At 61.0% G+C, this 19606-nt stretch carries 17 protein-coding genes; 8 read left to right on the top strand and 9 right to left on the bottom strand.

Annotation, left to right across the window (positions count from 1 at the left end):
* The first annotated feature begins 34 nt into the window (after positions 1-34).
* Both BUE09_RS16235 and BUE09_RS16230 read left to right on the top strand, forming a co-directional pair.
* Complete coding sequence (locus BUE09_RS16235) at positions 35-1339, top strand: OprO/OprP family phosphate-selective porin (RefSeq protein WP_073302387.1); 1305 nt, start codon at positions 35-37, stop codon at positions 1337-1339.
* A gap of 88 nt (positions 1340-1427) precedes the next feature.
* The gene (locus tag BUE09_RS16230; protein ID WP_073302385.1) at positions 1428-2555 is read left to right on the top strand and encodes a GNAT family N-acetyltransferase; all 1128 of its coding nucleotides are present in this window, start codon (positions 1428-1430) and stop codon (positions 2553-2555) included.
* 1 nt (position 2556) lies between these two features.
* Here the strand turns inward: BUE09_RS16230 and metR are convergent, their stop codons facing one another.
* Positions 2557-3483, bottom strand: a complete 927-nt coding sequence (metR, locus tag BUE09_RS16225) for a transcriptional regulator MetR (protein WP_064480386.1) — start codon at positions 3481-3483, stop codon at positions 2557-2559.
* A gap of 345 nt (positions 3484-3828) precedes the next feature.
* On the opposite strand from metR, the gene metE reads away from it, so the two are divergent.
* Together metE and ybaK are read left to right on the top strand one after the other, a co-directional pair.
* Positions 3829-6129, top strand: a complete 2301-nt coding sequence (metE, locus tag BUE09_RS16220) for a 5-methyltetrahydropteroyltriglutamate--homocysteine S-methyltransferase (RefSeq protein ID WP_073302383.1) — start codon at positions 3829-3831, stop codon at positions 6127-6129.
* Positions 6130-6255: 126 nt separating this feature from the next.
* Complete coding sequence (ybaK, locus tag BUE09_RS16215) at positions 6256-6726, top strand: Cys-tRNA(Pro) deacylase (RefSeq protein ID WP_064480384.1); 471 nt, start codon at positions 6256-6258, stop codon at positions 6724-6726.
* Positions 6727-6744: 18 nt separating this feature from the next.
* Here the strand turns inward: ybaK and mltF are convergent, their stop codons facing one another.
* Positions 6745-8205, bottom strand: a complete 1461-nt coding sequence (gene mltF, locus BUE09_RS16210; RefSeq protein ID WP_073302660.1) for a membrane-bound lytic murein transglycosylase MltF — start codon at positions 8203-8205, stop codon at positions 6745-6747.
* A gap of 274 nt (positions 8206-8479) precedes the next feature.
* On the opposite strand from mltF, the gene BUE09_RS16205 reads away from it, so the two are divergent.
* A complete protein-coding gene (locus BUE09_RS16205) occupies positions 8480-8779 on the top strand; it encodes a GIY-YIG nuclease family protein (protein WP_073302380.1) in 300 nt (99 codons plus the stop codon).
* A gap of 66 nt (positions 8780-8845) precedes the next feature.
* Positions 8846-9784, top strand: a complete 939-nt coding sequence (locus tag BUE09_RS16200; protein ID WP_073302378.1) for a glutathione S-transferase family protein — start codon at positions 8846-8848, stop codon at positions 9782-9784.
* 49 nt (positions 9785-9833) lie between these two features.
* On the opposite strand, the gene BUE09_RS16195 is transcribed toward BUE09_RS16200, so the two are convergent.
* Both BUE09_RS16195 and yejK read right to left on the bottom strand, forming a co-directional pair.
* Entirely contained in the window at positions 9834-10631 is a 798-nt protein-coding gene (locus tag BUE09_RS16195) for an undecaprenyl-diphosphate phosphatase (RefSeq protein WP_073302376.1), read from the bottom strand.
* 179 nt (positions 10632-10810) lie between these two features.
* Positions 10811-11818, bottom strand: a complete 1008-nt coding sequence (gene yejK / locus BUE09_RS16190; RefSeq protein ID WP_073302373.1) for a nucleoid-associated protein YejK — start codon at positions 11816-11818, stop codon at positions 10811-10813.
* A gap of 150 nt (positions 11819-11968) precedes the next feature.
* Here yejK and BUE09_RS16185 point away from each other — a divergent pair, with 150 nt between their 5' ends.
* Both BUE09_RS16185 and BUE09_RS16180 read left to right on the top strand, forming a co-directional pair.
* On the top strand, positions 11969-13180 hold the full coding sequence (locus BUE09_RS16185; protein WP_073302371.1) for an MFS transporter: 1212 nt from the start codon (positions 11969-11971) through the stop codon (positions 13178-13180).
* A 270-nt stretch (positions 13181-13450) separates the two neighbouring features.
* The gene (locus tag BUE09_RS16180) at positions 13451-13642 is read left to right on the top strand and encodes a hypothetical protein (RefSeq protein WP_045425197.1); all 192 of its coding nucleotides are present in this window, start codon (positions 13451-13453) and stop codon (positions 13640-13642) included.
* 35 nt (positions 13643-13677) lie between these two features.
* Here the strand turns inward: BUE09_RS16180 and rlmF are convergent, their stop codons facing one another.
* The 5 genes from rlmF to nhaD form a co-directional block, all read right to left on the bottom strand.
* Positions 13678-14685: a 23S rRNA (adenine(1618)-N(6))-methyltransferase RlmF gene (gene rlmF / locus BUE09_RS16175; RefSeq protein ID WP_143164673.1), complete on the bottom strand. Its 1008-nt coding sequence runs from the start codon at positions 14683-14685 to the stop codon at positions 13678-13680.
* Between the two features lie 45 nt (positions 14686-14730).
* On the bottom strand, positions 14731-15900 hold the full coding sequence (locus BUE09_RS16170) for a YbfB/YjiJ family MFS transporter (RefSeq protein ID WP_073302369.1): 1170 nt from the start codon (positions 15898-15900) through the stop codon (positions 14731-14733).
* A gap of 85 nt (positions 15901-15985) precedes the next feature.
* The gene (locus BUE09_RS16165) at positions 15986-17815 is read right to left on the bottom strand and encodes an SLC13 family permease (RefSeq protein ID WP_073302367.1); all 1830 of its coding nucleotides are present in this window, start codon (positions 17813-17815) and stop codon (positions 15986-15988) included.
* An 11-nt stretch (positions 17816-17826) separates the two neighbouring features.
* A complete protein-coding gene (locus tag BUE09_RS16160) occupies positions 17827-18120 on the bottom strand; it encodes a winged helix-turn-helix domain-containing protein (RefSeq protein ID WP_073302365.1) in 294 nt (97 codons plus the stop codon).
* A 70-nt stretch (positions 18121-18190) separates the two neighbouring features.
* A complete protein-coding gene (nhaD, locus tag BUE09_RS16155; RefSeq protein WP_073302363.1) occupies positions 18191-19573 on the bottom strand; it encodes a sodium:proton antiporter NhaD in 1383 nt (460 codons plus the stop codon).
* Positions 19574-19606 lie beyond the last annotated feature (33 nt).

The raw sequence follows: 19606 nt of genomic DNA, 5'->3' as shown, positions 1-19606 counted from the left end.
GTTTTCCGACGCTAAACCAAAAGGGGAATTTTCGATGATCCGTAAGCACTTCGCCGGTTTCGCCGCCAGCGCCCTCGCTCTGGCCGTTTCCGCCCAGGCTTTCGCCGGCACCGTTACGACTGACGGCGCCGATATCATGATCAAGACCAAGGGTGGTCTGGAAGTAGGGACGACGGACAAGGAGTTCTCTTTCAAGATCAACGGTCGTCTGCAAGCTGATGCTGACAGCTTTGATGGTTTCTACACCCAGAACGGTGAGCGTGCTGACGAGACCTATTTCCGCCGGGCACGTATCGAGATATCGGGTGTGGCCTTTACCGACTGGGGTTATACGTTCAACCGCAACTTCGGCGACAGCTCGAGCAACTGGGATGAACTGGCGATCCACTACAACGGTTGGAAGCCCGTGCAACTATCGATAGGCCGCATCAACCCGACTTTCGGTCTGGAAGAAGCGGTCAGTTCCAAATGGATCACTGCGATCGAGCGGTCGGCCATGTATGACCTAGCGCCCTGGCTGAACAGCCATGAAGATGGCGAAGGCATCCGACTGCGCGCAACTGCAGGCATGTTCCATGGTGAAGTCGGCGGCTACCGCCAGAGCGGAAACGAAGATGAAGATGGCCAGAACAACACCTCGTTCATCGCTCGCGGTGTGGTCGCGCCGATCGTTCAAGATGACCAAGTGCTGCACTTCGGCCTGAATTTCGCTACACGTGAGGTCGAAGCGGGCTTTGAAGAAGAAATCGAATCGCGCCTGTCGGTCCGCGGCACCACCGAAGACGGCCCGAATGGTAACCGCGCGTTGTTCGGTGGCGCAGCGCTGGACGGCACTGACCAGGCCTGGGGCCTCGAAGCGGCGTACATGATCGGCCCGTTCTCCGTCCAGGGCGAGTACCTCACCCGCAACGCGGATGGCGACGCGGCCCTGAACGGCAATGACAACGATCTGGAAGCCACCGGCTACAACGTCCAGCTCGCCTACACACTTACCGGTGAGTCACGCAGCTACAAGCTTGATGGCGGCAAGTTCGACAAGATCAAGCCCGAGAACAAGCAACTCGGCGCGTGGGAAGTCTTCTACCGTTACGACAACATCACGGTTGACGAAACGGCCATGTTGCCGGTTGGTGAAGGTGGCGCCGTGCCTGTGGCCGGCTTGACGGTCGACAGTGCCGAGGCCGCCGCGAAGACTCACACCATCGGCGTCAACTGGTATGCCAACGAGGCGGTAAAGATCTCCGCCAACTACCTGAAGACCAGTGTGGATGACGTGGTCAACGCCAATGGCGACGACGACGGTGACGCCATCTCCCTGCGCGCCCAATACGTCTTCTAAGCAACACCGCTACGCTCGCGATGCTCCTTATAAAGCCCCATGTTCTTGGGGCTTTTTTTCGTCCCGGTTACAGGCCAGACTGGCGCGCATGCCTATTCAGACCCTGTCCCGCCTTGCCGATATCGATCCCGCTCGTTGGGATGCATTGCTGGCCGATAATCCTCAGCCGTTTCTAAGGCACGCTTTCCTGTCCGCTTTGGAAGACAGCGGCAGCGTCGGGGGACGCACCGGTTGGCGTCCGCATCATCAAGTCCTCAGCGATGCGCAGGGTGACGTGATCGCCGCGCTACCGCTGTACCGCAAGACCAACTCCAACGGCGAGTACGTGTTTGATTGGGCCTGGGCCGACGCCTGTCATCGCGCCGGCATCGACTACTACCCCAAGCTGCTCTGCGCGGTGCCGTTCTCTCCAGTGACCGGCGCACGGCTCCTCGGTGATCGCGCGGCGGCGGCGCGGTTGCTTGATCAGCTCACGGCGGAGCTTGACGCGCAGGGACATTCCAGCCTGCACGTGAACTTCACCGAGCCCGACGCCGATGCGATTTTCCAGAACCGTGATGGCTGGCTTGAGCGCATCGGCTGTCAATTTCACTGGCACAACCGCGGCTACCGTGATTTCCAGGATTTTCTTGACGCGCTGACGTCGCGCAAACGCAAGCAGCTGCGAAAAGAGCGCGAGCAGGTGGTGGGGCAGGGGATCGAATTCGAGTGGCGCGAAGGTCACAAGGTCAGCGAGGCAGAGTGGGATTTCGTTTATGCCTGTTACGCCAATACCTACCATGTTCGCGGTCAGGCGCCGTATCTGACTCGCAGCTTTTTCAGCCTGCTGGCCGAGCGGATGCCCGAGGCGATCCGGGTGGTGCTTGCCTGCCAGAGCGGCCGGCCGGTGGCCATGGCGTTTAGTCTGATTGGTGCTGGCGAGCTGTATGGTCGCTACTGGGGCAGCTTGGCAGACTTCGACCGCCTGCATTTCGAAACCTGCTTTTACCAAGGGATCGATCAGGCGATTGCTGCTGGCCTGTCACGCTTCGATGCCGGAGCACAGGGCGAGCACAAGCTGATACGCGGCTTCGAGCCGGTGATCACGCGCTCCTGGCACTACCTGGAGCATCCGGGGCTGCGTGCTGCGGTCAGCGAGTTCCTACAGCAGGAACGTCTAGGTGTGATGCGCTATGCCGAGGCCGCGCGCGATGCGCTGCCGTATCGGCAGGAGTGAGCTATTTCGTCTTCGGTGCGGCGCTGACCCCTTCGAGCGTCGAAAACGAGGTGTCCTTGGCGGTCAGCAGGAAATCGCGCATGAACGGCGAATCCAGCATGTCAGCGCGTATGCCCGCATAGAGCGTGGCAAACAGGCCTTTCTCGCCAAGTCGTTTGGCAGTGACGTAACCGCGCGTGCTGTATTCATGCAACGCCCAGTTAGGCACGCAGCACACGCCGCGACCGGAGGCCACCAACTGCATCATCATCACGGTGAGTTCCGAGGTACGAACCTGCGCGGGTTCGATGTCGGCCGGCTCGAGGAAACGGGTAAAGATGTCCAAACGATCACGTTCCACCGGATAGGTGATCAGGGTTTCGCTGGCCAGGTCTTCGGCGCGTACGAACGGGCGGGATGCCAGGGCGTGCTGGTTGGCGACGGCGAGCAGCGCTTCGTAGGTAAACAGCGGCACATAGGTGATGCCCGGTAGGTCGACAGGATCAGACGTCACCACAAGATCCAGATCACCGCGCGCCAGGGCCGGCAGCGGTGCGAAGGAAAACCCCGAGGCCAGGTCCAGCTCAACTTCCGGCCAGGCATCGCGGAACTGGTCAATGGTCGGCATCAGCCACTGAAAGCAGCTGTGACACTCGATTGCCATATGCAGACGGCCTGCGGTGCCCCCTGCCAACCGGGCCAGGTCGCGCTCGGCGCTGCGCAGCTGTGGCAGCACGCTGTCGGCCAATTGCAACAGACGTAAACCGGCACTGGTGAAGCGTACGGGACGCGTCTTGCGCACGAACAGCTGCAAGCCCAGGCGTTCTTCCAGTTCCTTGAACTGATGGGACAGTGCTGACTGGGTCAGGTGCAGCCGCTCGGCAGCCTCCACCAGGCTGTCGGTTTCGCGCAGCGCGTGAAGCGTTTTCAGGTGGCGGATTTCCAGCATGCTGGGGAGTTCCTGCTATTTCGTGGGCGGGGCCTAGGTTCGAGAGGATGCTAGATAACGCAAGACTGGGGTGACTTGAGCAATCCTCATCGTGGCGGCGAAGTGTGTCCTAGCGCGCCGATCATTGTCGAGCCAGCATATGGAAACAGATGGTCGCTTGGAGATTTGCGATGGTTTGGCCGGCGGAATACCAAACGACACGCAGCGTGGCCGCTCGGCTTTCGCGTCTCGTCAGTTTCGGATCATGAAGATATCTAAAGATCATCAAGAAATGCATTAGTTTGTTTCACAGATCTCAAGCCACCACAATTCGCACATCGAAAACGAAACGAATTGGAGATTGTCATGGCTGTTGCGCATTCCCTGGGCTTCCCACGTATTGGTGCCGACCGGGAATTGAAAAAGGCGCTCGAAGCGTACTGGAAGGGTGTCCTCAGCGAGGCCGAGTTGCGTCGGGTCGGTCGGGAATTGCGAGCCGCCCATTGGCAGCTGCAGGCTGACGCCGGCATTGAATTGCTGCCGGCAGGCGATTTCGCCTGGTATGACCAGGTGCTGACCCATTCGTTGATGTTTGGCGTTGTGCCTGAGCGCTTTCGCCCCGCCGATGGCAAGCCAACCCTGGATACCTTGTTCGCCATGGCACGCGGCGTAACTCATCAGTGCTGCGGCGCCGGGCAAGCGCAAGAGATGACCAAGTGGTTTGATACCAACTATCACTACCTGGTACCCGAATTCAGCGTTGATCAGTCCTTTCAGCTGTCCTGGACGCAGTTGTTCGAGGAAGTGGAAGAGGCCAGGGCCCTCGGCCACGCGGTGAAGCCCGTGCTGATCGGCCCGTTGACCTATCTCTGGCTGGGGAAGGCCAAGGGGGAAGCGTTCGACAAGCTGGAGCTGCTCGAGCGCCTGCTTCCGGTCTACGGGGAAGTGCTGGAGCGGCTCGCCGCGCAGGGCGTGGAGTGGGTGCAGATCGATGAGCCGATCCTGGTGCTCGACTTGCCGCAAGATTGGAAGAACGCCTTTGAGCGAGCCTACAACCTGTTGCAGCGCGCACCATTGAAGAAGCTGGTCGCAACCTATTTTGGCGGATTGGAAGACAACCTTGGCTTGGCCGCAGTATTGCCGGTGGATGGCCTGCATATCGACCTGGTGCGTGCACCGGATCAGTACCCGGTCATTCTTGATCGACTGCCCGCCTACAAAATCCTCTCCCTAGGCATCGTCAACGGACGAAACGTCTGGCGCTGCGATCTGGATAAAGCCTTGAGCGTGCTTCGTCACGCTGCCGAGCGGTTGCGCGAGCGACTCTGGGTCGCGCCGTCCTGTTCGTTGCTGCACGCACCGGTGGACCTTGCGCGGGAGGACCAACTGGATGCTGAGCTGCGTAGCTGGCTGGCATTCGCCGTGCAGAAATGCGCGGAGGTTGCAGTGCTGACGCGAGCGGTCAATCAACCGGGAGATGCGCAAGTTCAGGCGGCGCTACAACAAAGCCGCGAGGTGCAGGCGAGCCGCGGCGAGTCTCCACGGATCCACAAGCCCGCCGTGCAGGCGCGGCTGGCAGCGATCGAGCCCAGGCACAGCCAACGGCAGTCCGATTTCGAAAGCCGCATCGAGAAGCAGCGTACGCGGCTGGATCTGCCGGCATTCCCGACGACCACCATCGGCTCGTTCCCGCAGACTCCGGCGATCCGTTTGGCGCGTCAAGCCTTCAAACAGGGCAAGCTGGCGCTGACCGACTACACCGAGGCGATGCACGCCGAGATTCGTCACGCAATTGCCGTACAGGAGCAATTGGGTCTGGACGTGCTGGTGCACGGCGAAGCCGAGCGTAACGACATGGTCGAGTATTTCGCCGAGCAACTGGATGGCTACGCCTTCACCCGTTTCGGCTGGGTGCAGAGCTACGGCTCGCGTTGCGTGAAACCGGCGATCATCTACGGCGATCTGAGCCGCCCGGCAGCGATGACGGTGGAGTGGATTCGCTACGCGCAGCAGCAGACCAGTAAGGTCATGAAGGGCATGCTGACCGGGCCGGTCACCATGTTGATGTGGTCGTTTACTCGCGAGGATATCAGCCGTGAGCAACAGGCGCGGCAGCTGGCATTGGCGATCCGAGACGAGGTGTGTGATCTCGAAGAGGCGGGCATCAAAATCGTCCAGATCGACGAAGCGGCATTTCGCGAAGGTCTGCCGTTGCGGCGCGCCCAGTGGGGGCACTATCTCGATTGGGCAGTCGATGCGTTCCGTCTGTGCGCCAGCGGTGTGCGCGACGAAACGCAGATCCACACGCACATGTGTTACAGCGAATTCAACGATGTGATCGAGGCGATCGCCGCGATGGATGCAGACGTTATCACCATCGAGACCTCCCGCTCGCACATGGAGCTGCTGGAAGCGTTCCGCGTCTTCGACTACCCCAACGACATCGGTCCCGGCGTCTACGACATCCATTCGCCGCGCGTCCCGGACACAACTGAAATGGTCCAGTTGCTGCAGAAGGCCTCCGAGCGAATCCCGGCCGAGCGGCTCTGGGTCAACCCGGATTGCGGCCTGAAAACCCGCGGCTGGGCGGAAACCGAGGCGGCGTTGGTAAACATGGTCGCGGCGGCCCGTCAATTGCGTGCGATGCACCGGGACAAGGTGGCCTGAGCGAGTGTCGGGAAGGGCGGCCGGTCTCACGGCCCGGCCGCGCTGCACCATTTTCGGCTTGTACGCTGTGCGAGCCTTTGTGTTTTTGGCTAATGTAGCGTCCTTTCCTCGACGATTCTTTTCGCCATGACGCCCGCTATCGATCTGCTGAAAAAGGCCAAGGCCGACCACCGCATCCACAGCTACGAACACGATCCCAAATCGGCATCCTATGGCCTCGAAGCCGCTGAGAAGCTTGGCCTGGAGGCGGCAAGGGTGTTCAAGACACTGCTCGCCTGCACCGAAAAGAACGAGCTTCTGGTGGCTGTCGTGCCGGTTGCCGGTTCGCTTGATCTCAAGGCGCTGGCGCAGGCGGCCAAGGTGAAGAAGGTCGACATGGCCGATCCCATGGCGGCGCAACGCGCGACTGGCTATCTGGTCGGTGGCATCAGTCCGCTGGGGCAGAAGAAGCGGCTACGCACGTTTATTGACGTGTCGGCGCAGGCACAACCGAGCATCTATGTCAGCGCCGGGCGGCGAGGGCTGGAGGTGGAACTGGCGGCTGAGGTGCTGGCCGAGCATACCGCAGGCAGCTTCGCCGCCATCGGGCGAAGCTGAAGCGCGGAGCCGGAAGGATCAGAGCGGCGGAAGAATCTCACCGAGATCGGTGGAATTGATGCCGGGAACGTGGATTTCGTTGTTGACCAGTTGCTGGCCTTCCATCTGCGGCTGGGTCACCCAGGTCAGGATGTCGTAGTAGCGACGGATGTTGGCGACGAAATGCACCGGCTCGCCTCCGCGGGCGTAGCCATAGCGCGTCTTGGTGTACCACTGTTTCTGCGCCAGCCTTGGCAGCATCTGTTTCACGTCCAGCCATTTATTCGGGTCTAGCCCTTCGCTTTCGGCAAGTTTGCGCGCGTCTTCCAGGTGCCCACCGCCGACATTGTAGGCGGCCAGGGCGAACCAGGTGCGGTCCGGCTCCTTGATGCTGTCAGGCAGATTGGCATGGACCCGAGCGATGTATTTTCCGCCGCCCTGAATGCTTTGTACCGGATCGAGCCGATTGTTTACGCCCATGGCCTTGGCGGTATTGAGCGTCAACATCATCAGCCCCCGCACGCCGGTTTTCGAGGTCGCTTCGGGCTGCCAGTGGGATTCCTGATAACCGATGGCGGCAAGCAGACGCCAGTCGACGCCGTGTTCCTTGGCCGTCTCGCGGAACACCTTTTCATAGCGCGGCAGACGTTGCTGAAGGTGCTTGGCAAAGGCATAGGCGCCAACGTAGCCGAGCACGTCGACGTGACCGTAATAGCGTTCCCGCAGGCGTTGCAGGGTTCCGTTCTCCTGCGCCTGGGTGAGGAACTGGTTGGCCGCTTCGAGCACGCTGTTGTCTTCGCCCTTGCCAACGATCCAGGCCAGGCTGCTCTGCTCGCCAAGATCGAATGCCGCTCGCGCATTGGTGAAGTACACCTGATTAAGCGCCAGTTCGTTCGACTCGACCAACGTCAGATCCACCTGGCCCTCGTCGACCATGCGCAACAGGTCGACCACTTCCACCGCATCCGATTCTTCGTAGCGAAGATCCGGAAGATCACTCTGCAGGGCCTTGAGCTTTTCGGCCTGACTGCTGCCCTTGAGTACCAGAATACGTTTGCCAACCAGATCTTCCGGTTGGGTTGGACGGCGCTGCCCGCGGCGGTAGACCACCTGAGTCGTGACGTCGAGGTAGGGTTGGGTGAAGCGCGCCATATCCTTGCGCCCTTCGCTGGCCACCAGGCCGGCGGCCGCCAGGGTCGGGCCGCCGGGGCGGTTCAGACGGTTGAAAATCTCTTCGATACTATCGGCCGTCTCGATCTTTAACTTGACGCCGAGATGACTGGCGAAGCGCTTGACCAACTCGTACTCGAAGCCTGCTTCGCCGTTGCGATCCTGAAAATAAGTCGACGGGCTGTTGCGGGTGATCACGCGCAGTACGCCTTCCTCCTTGATCCGCTCGAGTGCGCTGGGCGGTTCAGCGCAGCTGCTGAGCATCAGGAAGAGTCCGGCCGCCAGCAACCAGGAGGCGCAGCGTTTGCGGAATGCAGTTTGGACAAACATCGGCGCAGTATACGCAAAGGCGAACCGCCACCATATCTCGACAGGATCGACGGACTTTGCTAAGCGAAGCGGCGATCGCTGCAACCGGTGCCGCTCGCGGCTTGGCTGTTGGTCGCCCACCGACGAAAACTGTGTCGGAAGATTGCCACAGCGATTTAACGCGATGAAGTCGAGGTGACGTGCGCCGAGCTCGCGGGTTTCGTTTCGCAAGGGCGGCCTTGCCCTGGCGGGCGTGGCCCCGGAGAATCCTACCGTCCTCTCAAGAGCTTGCTGCATGAGCACCGCTGCAACCAAACCCTGGTTCGTCTATCTGATACGCGCCGCCAACGGTTCGCTTTATTGCGGGATAAGCGACGATGCACAGCGCCGCTTCGCCGCTCATCAGAGTGGGCGAGGGGCGCGGTTCTTTCACTCCAGCCCCGCGGTGGCGCTGGTTTATGTCGAAACGCTTGGCAGTAAGGGCGACGCGCTGCGGCGTGAGCGCGCCATCAAGCAAATGAAGAAATCGGCCAAGGAAGCGCTGGTTTCGGCGCAATCCGGCAGCGATCCGGTGAATGTCCAGGCAATCAGCTGAACGGGTAGGCTGCCTCCGTTGGCGCGAGTAAGCTTCCGGTCTACCTAACGACTGGCGGAGCCTGCAATGCACGAAGTGATCCTGCACCACTATCCAACCTCGCCCTTTGCCGAAAAAGCGCGGCTGATGCTGGGTTTCAAGCAGCTCTCCTGGCGTTCGGTGCAAATTCCTCCGGTCATGCCCAAGCCCGATCTCACGGCGCTGACAGGCGGCTATCGGCGCACGCCCGTGCTGCAGATTGGCGCTGACATCTATTGTGATACCGCTCTGATCGCGCGTCGTCTGGAGGCCGAAAAAGCCACACCTGCGCTGTTTCCTGAAGGACAGGAGTTCGTCGCGGCTACGCTGGCGCAGTGGGCTGACTCGGTACTGTTTCTGCACGCCGTGAGTCTGGTGTTCCAGCCCGAGTCGATGGCGATGCGTTTCGCTCAAGTGCCCAAGGCGTTCATTGAGGTGTTCAGCAAAGACCGCGCCGCCTTGTTCAGCAGCGGCTCGGCGACTCGCGTTCCACTGGAGCAGGCTAAGAACCACTGGCCGGTCCTGATGGCGCGTCTGCAACAGCAACTAGCGCGCGGTAATGGAGAGTTTCTGCTTGGCAGCGCACCTTGTGTGGCCGATTTCTCTGTCGCCCATTGCCTTTGGTTCCTTAAAGGCACACCGGTAACTGCGCCGCTGATTGACGCCTATCCAGACGTAGCGGCCTGGCTAGGTAAGGTACTGGCCGTGGGGCACGGCTCACTGTCCGAGCTGTCAGCCGAACACGCCGTCGCTATCGCCCGCGAAGCAACGCCTGCCGAGCTACCGGATGAGCCGTTCTCCGAGCCTAACGGGTTCCAGGCAGGCCAGGCCGTGACCATCTCCGCAGTGGACTACGGCACCGATCCGGTCGAGGGCGAGCTGGTCTTCGCCGGTGTGGAAGAATTGATTCTGCGACGTGAGGATGAACGTGCTGGCGTCGTGCATGTGCACTTTCCGCGCATGGGCTATCGCATCGACGCCCGTTGATGCATCGGGCCCGCGCACATTTCGTTGCGCGGGCCTCCATCGACGCTCGTCAGAGCGCGATGAACAGTAGTGTCACGCCCAGCAGCAAGCGATAGATCACGAAAGGCAGCATGCCCAGCGCGTCGAGCGCCTTGAGGAACAGCTTGATGCAAAGGAATGCGGCAACGAACGACAGTGCTGCACCGATGAAAATGTCATTCCACGGCGCAGCTTCACCTGACTGAGCCAGCTCGACGGCTTTCAGCCCGCCTGCGGCGAGAATCAGCGGTATCGACAGCAGAAAGGAGAAGCGTGCAGCCGTCTGCCGGGTAAAGCCAAGCAGCAGGGCTGCCGTCATGGTGATACCCGAGCGCGATGTGCCAGGAATCAGCGCCAGGGCCTGGGCGAAGCCGATGATCAGTGCGCTTTTCCAGGTCAGCTGATCCATTTCGGCGACACGCCGCCCCTTGACGTCCGCGTACCACAGCAGCAGGCCGAAGATAATGGTCGTGGCCGCAATGAAGAGCATCGATCGGGTGTACTGCTCGATGTAGTCCTCCAGCAGCAAGCCGATGATGCCCGCCGGCAATGTGCCGATGATGATCGCCCAGCCGAGACGGCTTTCCGCGCTGACCTGTCGGCGGAACACGTGTGCCAGCCAGCCACGGGTGGTCGCGATCACTTCGTGACGGAAGCAGATCAATACGGCGAGCAAGGTGCCGACGTGTACCGCGACGTCGAATGCCTGGCCTTGGTCGGGCCATCCAAGCACTTGCGAAGGAAGGATCAGGTGGGCGGAAGATGAAATCGGGAGAAATTCAGTGATGCCCTGGACCAGGGACAGAATAATTAGGTGCAGCCAATCCATTGTGAATCCTTAGCCGTAGCGGGTCGTACAGGGTTGCAGCAGCGATGAGCAGCCATCTGACTGGCAGATAGCCGTTTCATTCCAGCGAGGAGACAGATTTTCGTAGCCGACGTGCTTTGCGAGGCCTTGCGCACAGCCTCAGCAGCCTACGGCGTGATCAGGCGTCGCTGCCCAGCGCCTTATCCTTTGCGTCGCTTGAGTTGATCGGTCAGTTGCGTCGGCAGGTTGCGGATGATCAACATGTCGCGGGCTTCGTCGTACTCAACCTTCGAGCCCAGCAGATGAGATTCGAAGCTGATCGACAGTCCCTCGGCCCGCCCGGTGAACCGCTGAAACTGGTTCAGGGTGCGCTTGTCAGCGGGAATCTCCGGCGAAAGGCCATAGTCCTTGTTGCGGATGTGGTCGTAGAAGGCGCGCGGCCGCTCCTCGTCGATAACGCCGGACAGCTCCTCTAGCGACATGGGCTCACCGATCTTGGCCTGACTGCTGGCATAGCCCACCAGTGCGCTGGTTTTCTCACGTGCCTTTTCGTCGGGCAGGTCTTCGCTCTCGACATAGTCGCTGAAGGCCTTGAGCAGCGTGCGCGTTTCACCCGGCCCATCGACGCCTTCCTGGCAGCCAATGAAGTCGCGGAAGTACTCCGAAACCTTCTTACCGTTCTTGCCCTTGATGAAGGAGATGTACTGCCTGGACTGCTTGTTGTTCTTCCACTCCGAGATGTTGATGCGTGTCGCCAGGTGCAGTTGACCCAAGTCGAGGTGCCTGGCTTCGGCCACGTCCAGCGCGTCAGTAACAGTGACGCCATTGCTGTGATGCAGCAGAGCGATCGCCAGGTAATCGGTCATGCCTTGCTGGTAGTGAGCGAACAGCACGTGGCCGCCAGTTGACAGGTTGGACTCCTCCATCAGCTTCTGCAGATGCTCGACCGCCTGGCGGCTGAACGCGGTGAAGTTCTGATTGCCTTCCATGTATTGCGCGAGCCAGCCGCTGAAGGGGTAGGCGCCGGATTCCTCATGGAAGAAGCCCCAGGCCTTGCCCTGCTTGGCGTTGTAGCTCTCGTTGAGATCGGCCAGCAGGTTCTCGATGGCCTGGGAATCGCCCAGTTCCGAATCGCGGGCATGGAGAACGGCGGGTGTGCCGTCCGGCTTTTTTTCGATCAGGTGAACGATGCTGTGGCGAATCGGCATGAGGTGCTCGCGGCAGGAAAGGCAGACAGGCGGCAGTTTACCCGAGCAACCCCGTCGCTCGCCTTTTGCTGAATAAAAAGGCAGAGGTGGACGACAAGGAGGTTGCGAGTAAGATGGATCCCCCCTCGTTTTTTGCAAAGTGTGTCAGCGATGAATGCGATTTGGCGCAACAGTACCTGGATTCTGCTGGGCGGCTCCTTGATCCTCGCCCTTTCCCTGGGTATCCGGCACGGGTTCGGGCTTTTCCTGCCACCGATGAGCGCCGAATTCGGTTGGGGGCGTGAAACCTTCGCCTTTGCCATCGCCCTGCAGAATCTGATTTGGGGTCTGGCGCAGCCGGTCACCGGCGCGCTGGCTGACCGTTTCGGTGTGGCCCGCGCGGTGCTGCTCGGCGGTGTGCTCTATGCGGTCGGCCTGTTGCTGATGGCGGGCGCGGATTCGCCGGTTTCGCTGTCTCTCAGTGCTGGTCTGCTAATCGGGCTGGGGCTTTCCGGAACGTCGTTTTCCGTGATCCTGGGTGCAGTTGGGCGCGCGGTGCCGGTCGAAAAACGCAGCATGGCGATGGGTATTGCCAGCGCAGCGGGTTCGTTCGGTCAGTTTGCCATGCTGCCCGGCACGCTTGGTCTGATTGGCTGGTTGGGCTGGTCGTCGGCCTTGCTGGCGCTGGGTTTGCTGGTGGCGCTGATCATGCCGCTGGCGCTGATGCTGCGCAGCGGGCCGGCAGCGCCGGTGACCGGCCCGCAGCAAACGCTGATGGAGGCGCTGCGTGAAGCGGTCAGCCACTCCGGCTTCCGCCTGCTGGCGTTGGGCTTTTTCGTCTGCGGGTTTCAGGTGGTGTTCATCGGTATTCACCTGCCGGCCTATCTGGTCGACAAGCAGTTGCCAGCGATGGCCGGCACGACCGTTCTGGCGCTGGTTGGGCTATTCAACATCATCGGTACCTACACGGCGGGCTGGCTGGGCGGTTGTTATTCGAAGCCGAAACTGCTGACTGCGCTTTATCTGGCTCGGGCAGTGGTAATCAGCGCGTTCTTTTTTGCTCCGGTGACGCTCTGGACCGCCTATGCGTTCGGCATCGCCATGGGGCTCCTGTGGCTGTCCACCGTGCCCTTGACTAACGGCACGGTCGCTACGCTGTTCGGCGTGCGCAATCTGTCGATGTTGGGTGGCATCGTGTTTCTGTTCCACCAGATCGGCTCGTTCTTCGGTGGCTGGCTGGGCGGGTGGGTCTATGACACGACTGGCAGTTACGATCTGGTCTGGCAGATTTCCATCGCGCTGAGCCTGATGGCTGCTGCTCTCAACTGGCCAATTCGTGAGCAACCGGTCGAGCGCGTGCGCTTGGCGGCAGGTACGGCCTGATGCGCCGCGTCTGGTTATGGACAGGCGGCGCCGTGTTGGCGTCGCTGCTCTTGGTTGCGGCTTGGTGGGGCTGGCAGCAGGGCGGCCTGGCTCTGCTACAGCTGGGTGTAGGTATCTGCTGATCAATCGTTCGGGTAGTTTTTGCCTCTGGTAGGGAATCAATTGCGCAACGGGTGGCTCCAACAGGCGAGACGAAGGAAGCTTGTCGTTGAATCGTAACCTAAGGCCTGTAAAAAGCTGCGGAATGCAGTTATCTGGAGCTACCGAACCATGTCCACTCTTACCGAACTCGCCCAACAGATTGCCCAGCTCTATCCGCTGCAGGACAAACGCGTCGGCAAGCGCTATCGCGTCGTCGGCGAACTCGCCGGGATGACCGAGCTGGAAGAAATCAACGGGGAGCCGCGGTACATCCAGACGCTGGCCCTGAAAGATCGCCAGCGCTGGGATATTGCCGTCTGAGGTGAATTGCTTCGGCTGGTCATCGGGGAAAACGATCAGCCTGGCGTGCGACTCAACCAGTGATCAGCACGCCACTTCTCGCGCTGTTTGCTATCGAGGTAGGTCCAGGCCACGAAGCGACTGCGCTTTTGCCCTTGGGACATTTGGCACACGCGTATCTGTTGAGCGCCGAGTTTCTTGAGTCGAGCCTGTAGCGGTTGCACGTTGCCCTCTTTCGAAACCAGTGTGCTGAACCAGCAGACCTGCTGGCCCACGTCGCGACTCTCTTCCGCCAGCAGCGCGATAAAGGCTGCCTCCCCACCTTCGCACCAGAGCTCTGCCGCCTGCCCGCCGAAATTCAGTGCCGGCAGTTTGCGCTTGGGGTCGAGCTTGCCGAGGTTGCGCCACTTGCGCTGGCTGCCACTACTGGCTTCGGCCTGCGAGGCGTGGAAGGGCGGGTTGCAGAGCGTAACGTCAAAGCGGTCGTCAGCCTGCACGAGGTGTGCAAATACGTGTCGAGAATGCTGCTGCGGGCGTAGTGCAATGCTCTTGCCCAGCTTGTTCGCCGCGACGATGGTGCGGGCCGAAGCCAATGCAATTGCGTCGATATCCGACCCCGTGAAGCGCCAGCCGTATTCGCGCAAACCGATCAATGGATAGATGCAGTTGGCGCCAGTGCCAATGTCCAGCGCATGAATGCTGGCGCCGCGAGGGATCTCACCGGTGTTTTCGTCTGCCAGCAAGTCGGCCAGACTATGCAGATAGTCAGCCCGCCCTGGAATCGGCGGGCACAGGTAACCTGGCGGTATGTCCCAATGCGCGATGCCGTAGAACTGTTTGAGCAGCGCGCGATTGAATACACGGACTGCCTCCGGGTCGGCAAAATCGATGCTTTCCTTGCCATAGGGATTGATGATGACGAACTTCGCCAATTCGGGACTGCCCGCTATCAGCGCGGGAAAGTCGTAGCGTCCGGTGTGGCGATTACGCGGATGCAGGCTGGCCTTGCCAGCGGTGGGGGCGGCGGCGCGTGATGGCGTTTTAGCTGATTTCGGCACGGTCATGATCGGCTGCAGGTAACGGTAAAAGACCGCATTGTCCCACAGCTTTCAGGCCCGACGTGGCACCAGCAACATCCAGATCAGTCCCCACAACAGCGCGCCGGCACCAAGCCAGAAGGCGCTGTGCAGAGAGCCGCCCATGCTTAGCCAGACGCCGGTGAGCCAGGGGCCAGCCAGCTGGGTCAGGCTGTAGAGTGCAATCAATGCTGCTGAAAGTCGCGGTCCCTGGTGTGGGTGGAGAGTGCGTGCCAGGCGTTGAGTCAGCAATACGGTGCCAAGAAAGGTCCCGCCGACCAGCACGGCGCATAGCAGAATTCCCGACGCGCCGGGCAGCAAGAGCGCCGCCAGAACACCGGCCAGCTGCGTGATGTAACTGAAGCGCAGTGCCAGCGTGTCGCCGAACAGCGCGCCGAGGCGATTCCAGAGCCAGGGTGAAGGCAGGGTAGCCACGGCGACTACCAGCCAGCTGCTTTCCACCAGCCAGTCGCCGGGTTCGACCTGCAACCGAGCAACCATGGGCAGAAAGGTCATCGGCAGGATATAGCCCATGCCGGCACCGGCATACGAGAGAAACAGCGGAGTGCTGGCACGATCCAGCAGACGGCCGCTTGGCGGCTGCGTCGTTTCCCGGGGCGGTTCGTCGGGAGGCATGTCGAGGTTGGCCAGCTGACGCCAGCCCCACCAGGCCAGAGGGATGGACAGCAGTGCTGCGGGCCACCAGCGGTCGGCACCCTGCAGTACACCGTTGCTCAGGCTAACCATCAAACTGGACAGGATCAGCCCCACGCAAACGCCCAAATAGACCAGTCCGCTGGACGACACTCGACGATGACGCGCCAACCATTCCAGAATCAACGAGGGTGCCTGGACAAAGACTAGACCGTTGCTGATGCCATTGAGCAGGCGCAGCGTCGAAAGCGCCTCCACCGATTCGACCTGGGTCTGCGCCAGCGTCGTCACGACGTGTAGCGCCAGCGCCCAAGGCAGACTGCGACGTATCTGCGTCACCTGATGCCAGCGCAGGGCGAGCAGTGCGCCGATCAGATAACCCAAATAGTTCCAGCTGGCGATGCTCGCGCCTTGCTGCACTGTGAGCACCCCATCTTCCACCAGCCACGGCAGCAACGGCGTGTAGACGAAGCGCCCCAGGCCGTGGACGACGAGCAGCAGCGTTGCACCAGCCAGGAGAACAGGAAACAGGGCAGGGCGTTGGGACATGGAGGGCGACCGGAAAGCTGGAATACCGTCCAGCTTACCGGCAGTGGCGAAAGTCAGCCACGCTACGGATGGCTGAGGCCGCCCATCAAAGCGGGAAAAGCAGGGGCACCAGCAACACCGAGGTCAGCATCACCAGCAGCGTGAAGGGCACACCGATGCGTACGAAATCGGCGAAACGATAGTTCCCAGGCCCGAGCACCAAGGTGTTCACCGGAGAGGAAATTGGCGTCATGAAGGCGGCCGAAGCGGCCAAGGCAATGATCATGGCGAAGGGGTAAGGCGATGCGCCCAACTGGTCGGCGGTGGAGATCGCAACCGGCGCCATCAATACGGCCGTCGCCGTGTTGGAGATGAACAGGCCGATGATGGCGGTGAGCAGGAACAAGCAGGCCAGCAGCGCGCGCGGGCCCGCGTCTCCGAATGCACCGATCAGCGCCGACACCGCCAGTGCGATGCCGCCGGTCTTTTCCAGCGCCAGGGCGAAGGGCAACATGCCGACAATCAGGACCAGGCTCTGCCAATGGATGGCCTTGTACGCGCTGTCCATGTCGATGCAACGAAACAAGCCCATGACCAGGCAACCGATCAGCGCGGCGAGCACGTTGGGCACCAGTCCGCTGACCATCAGCGCCACCATCACGGCGAGCCCCAGCAGCGCGAAGGGCGCCTGGTTGGCGGCGGGCGCCACGTCATCGACTTCAGCCGGCAAACTCAAAACGAGGAAATCGCGGCTGATGCCTTGCAGGCGGTGAATGTGCTTCCAACTGCCGGCCACGAGCAATGTGTCACCGGTTTTGAGTTTCTCATCGACCAGCAGGCCTTGGAGCGCTTCGCGGTGGCGCCGAAGCCCCACCACGTTCAGCTTATGCCTGGAGCGGAAACCAAGCGCCTGAATGGTTTTGCCTGGAAGGCTGGAGTCGGGTGGCAGCGCCACCTCGGCCAGCCCGAGTTCGCGGGCGTGGTCGGCATAGTAGGAGGTGTTGAGCTGCAGGGGGGCGAGTCCCAGCTCTTCATAAGCGCCGAGCAACCCAATCGCCGGGCTCGCCAGGTCGACCAGCAATACATCGCCCACCTGCAGTTGGCTGTTACCCGTGGCGATTAGCAGCAGGCGCCGGAACCGTTGCTGCCGGTCGATGGCAATGACGTTGATGCCGTATTGAGTCCGTAGCTTCAGTTCATCGAGCGCCTGGTTGGCCAGCGGTGAAGCGGGCAGCACACGAAGCCTGCGCTCGCGCTCCGGCAGCCGATAGCGCTGAGCGAGCGCCGCCAGCGTGTCTCGCGGTTCGGTTGCCTCGTCTCGCTGCCCTGATCGCCCAAGCCAGCGGCGCGCCACCAGCATGTAAATGATGCCCAACACGAGGATAGTCAGCCCGATGGGCGCGAAGCTGAAGAACGCGAAGCCGTCGAATCCGGCCCGCCGTAACTCACTGTGCACCACCATGTTCGGCGGCGTGGCCACCAGCGTGAGCATGCCGCTCATCAACCCGGCAAATGCCAGCGGCATCATCAGCCGCCTCGGCGAGACGTTCATTTTGACGGCGATGCTGAGCACCACCGGAATGAAGATAGCCACCACACCGGTCGAGCTCATGACCGAACCCAATCCGGCCACTGCCAGTATCAGCAACACCATCAGACGCGTTTCGCTGCTGCCCGAGGAGCGCATCAGCCACTCGCCGAGCCGATAGGCTATGCCGGTCCGCACGAGGCCGTTGCCGATCACGAACAACGCGGCGATCAACACGACGCTGGGATCGCTGAAGCCGGCAAGGGCTTCCGGCACGCTCAGCACGCCGGTTAGCGGAAGGGCAACCATGGCGAGCAGGGCGACGACGTCCATCCGAGGACGGTTAAGAACGAACAGCCCAACGCAGGTTGCCAGTAGTCCAAGAACCAGCAAAAGGTCGAGATTCATGAGGGGGGTAGTCAGGGGTAACCGAGGGCGGATTTGAGCTGGCTGACGTGGCGGTCTATCCACTGTCGATCGATCGCGCCCCAGTCATGAATGCGGTACTGACCGGAATTGTTGCGCTCGCCATCTTCCTGAATGAAGCGGCAGTCAATGTCGATTTCCGCCAGTGCAGCCAGGGTATCTTGCGCGGTACGCCTGGGCATGCCTGTTGCGGTCATCAACGCGGGGACATTGGTGGCTGTGCCGGTATCGATCAGCCAGGCGACGTAGAGTCGACGGTAGAAACTGCTTTTGGTCTTGCTGATCATTCGCTCTTCCTGATCACCCGAACCGTCGAGCCTGCAGTCTGGCTCCAACGGTTCGGGCATTACCTGTCAATTAGCGCAGCGCGAGCATGCCGATGTAGGTGACCGCACCGGCAGTGTAGCCGAGGAAAGCCAGCAGACTCACGCGCTTGACGTACCAGGTGAAGCTGATCTTTTCCATGCCCATGGCTGCTACACCTGCGGCTGAACCAATGATGAGCGTGCTGCCACCCGTCCCGGCGCAATACGCCAGCATCTCCCAGAAATTGCCGTCTTCAACGAACTGCGACAACCAGGCGACTTCGGCGGCGGGCGCTGCATCAAGCGTCTCCGGGCTGATCAGCGGATACATCTTCATCGAGCCGGCAACCAGTGGCACGTTGTCCACCACCGCCGACAGCAGGCCGATGCTGTAGTTGATCGGATATATATGTCCGAGGGTGTCACGCAGCGCCGTGGCGACCTGGGTCAGGTGGCCAGCTGTAGCGAGCGCCGCAACCGCCAGAAGGATGCCAAGGAAGAACAGCACGCTCGGAGTATCGACCTTGCGCAGAACGCCCACGACCGAGAGCGGGTGCTTGTGATCGTCTTCTTTGTGACGATGTAGAAATTCGGTCGTGACCCAGAGCACGCCGAGTCCGAACAGGATGCCCATATACGGCGGCAAGTGCGTCACGGTCTTGAAGACCGGCACGAATACCAGCGCGCCGATACCGAGTGCCAACACCAGGTTGCGTTCGAATGCCGTCGTGGCTGGCGGATTGCTTTCGGCCAGGTGCGCCCTGGCACCTGGGCGGGGCACTTCGCCGCGCATGCTAAAGCTGAGAATCAACAGCGGAACAAGCAGGCAGACCAGGCTCGGGAGGAACAATCCAGCGATTACGCCAGAGGCAGTGATCTGGTTACCGATCCAGAGCATGGTGGTTGTGACGTCGCCAATCGGCGACCAGGCGCCGCCAGCGTTGGCAGCGATAACCACGACGCCGACGAACAACCAGCGTTCTGGACGGCCGCGGATCAGTTTGCGCAGCAGCGAGACCATGACGATGGTAGTGGTCAGGTTGTCCAGCGCGGCGGACAAGAAGAAGGTCAAAAAGCCGATGATCCACAACAGGTGCACGCGCTTGCGCGTCTGGATACGATCTGTAATGACCTTGAAACCTTCGTGCGAATCGATGAGTTCGACAATGGTCATGGCGCCAAGCAGGAAGAACAGGATTTCCGAGATTTCGCCCAGATGATGCCGCAGTGATTCGACTACGTAGGCTGACGGATCGGCGAGGTCATGGCCTGCCGACGGCAATAGCGGCACGATGGCTTCTGCGCCGAGTATCAATGCGGTCCAGCAAAGCACTGCTGTGAGAATCGCCGCGGCGGCCTTGTCAATTTTCAGCGGATGCTCGAAAGCTATGCATAGATAGCCCAGAATAAATAGAACAGCCATGAGTACATACATCGGAGGGACTCCATTTTTTATAAACCGTGCCGG

Origin of the sequence: Stutzerimonas xanthomarina DSM 18231 (assembly GCF_900129835.1) — a bacterium.
GTDB classification, from domain to species: Bacteria; Pseudomonadota; Gammaproteobacteria; order Pseudomonadales; family Pseudomonadaceae; genus Stutzerimonas; species Stutzerimonas xanthomarina.
Note: the sequence above shows the minus strand (reverse complement) of the source record. Positions and strands in the feature narration are given on the sequence as shown.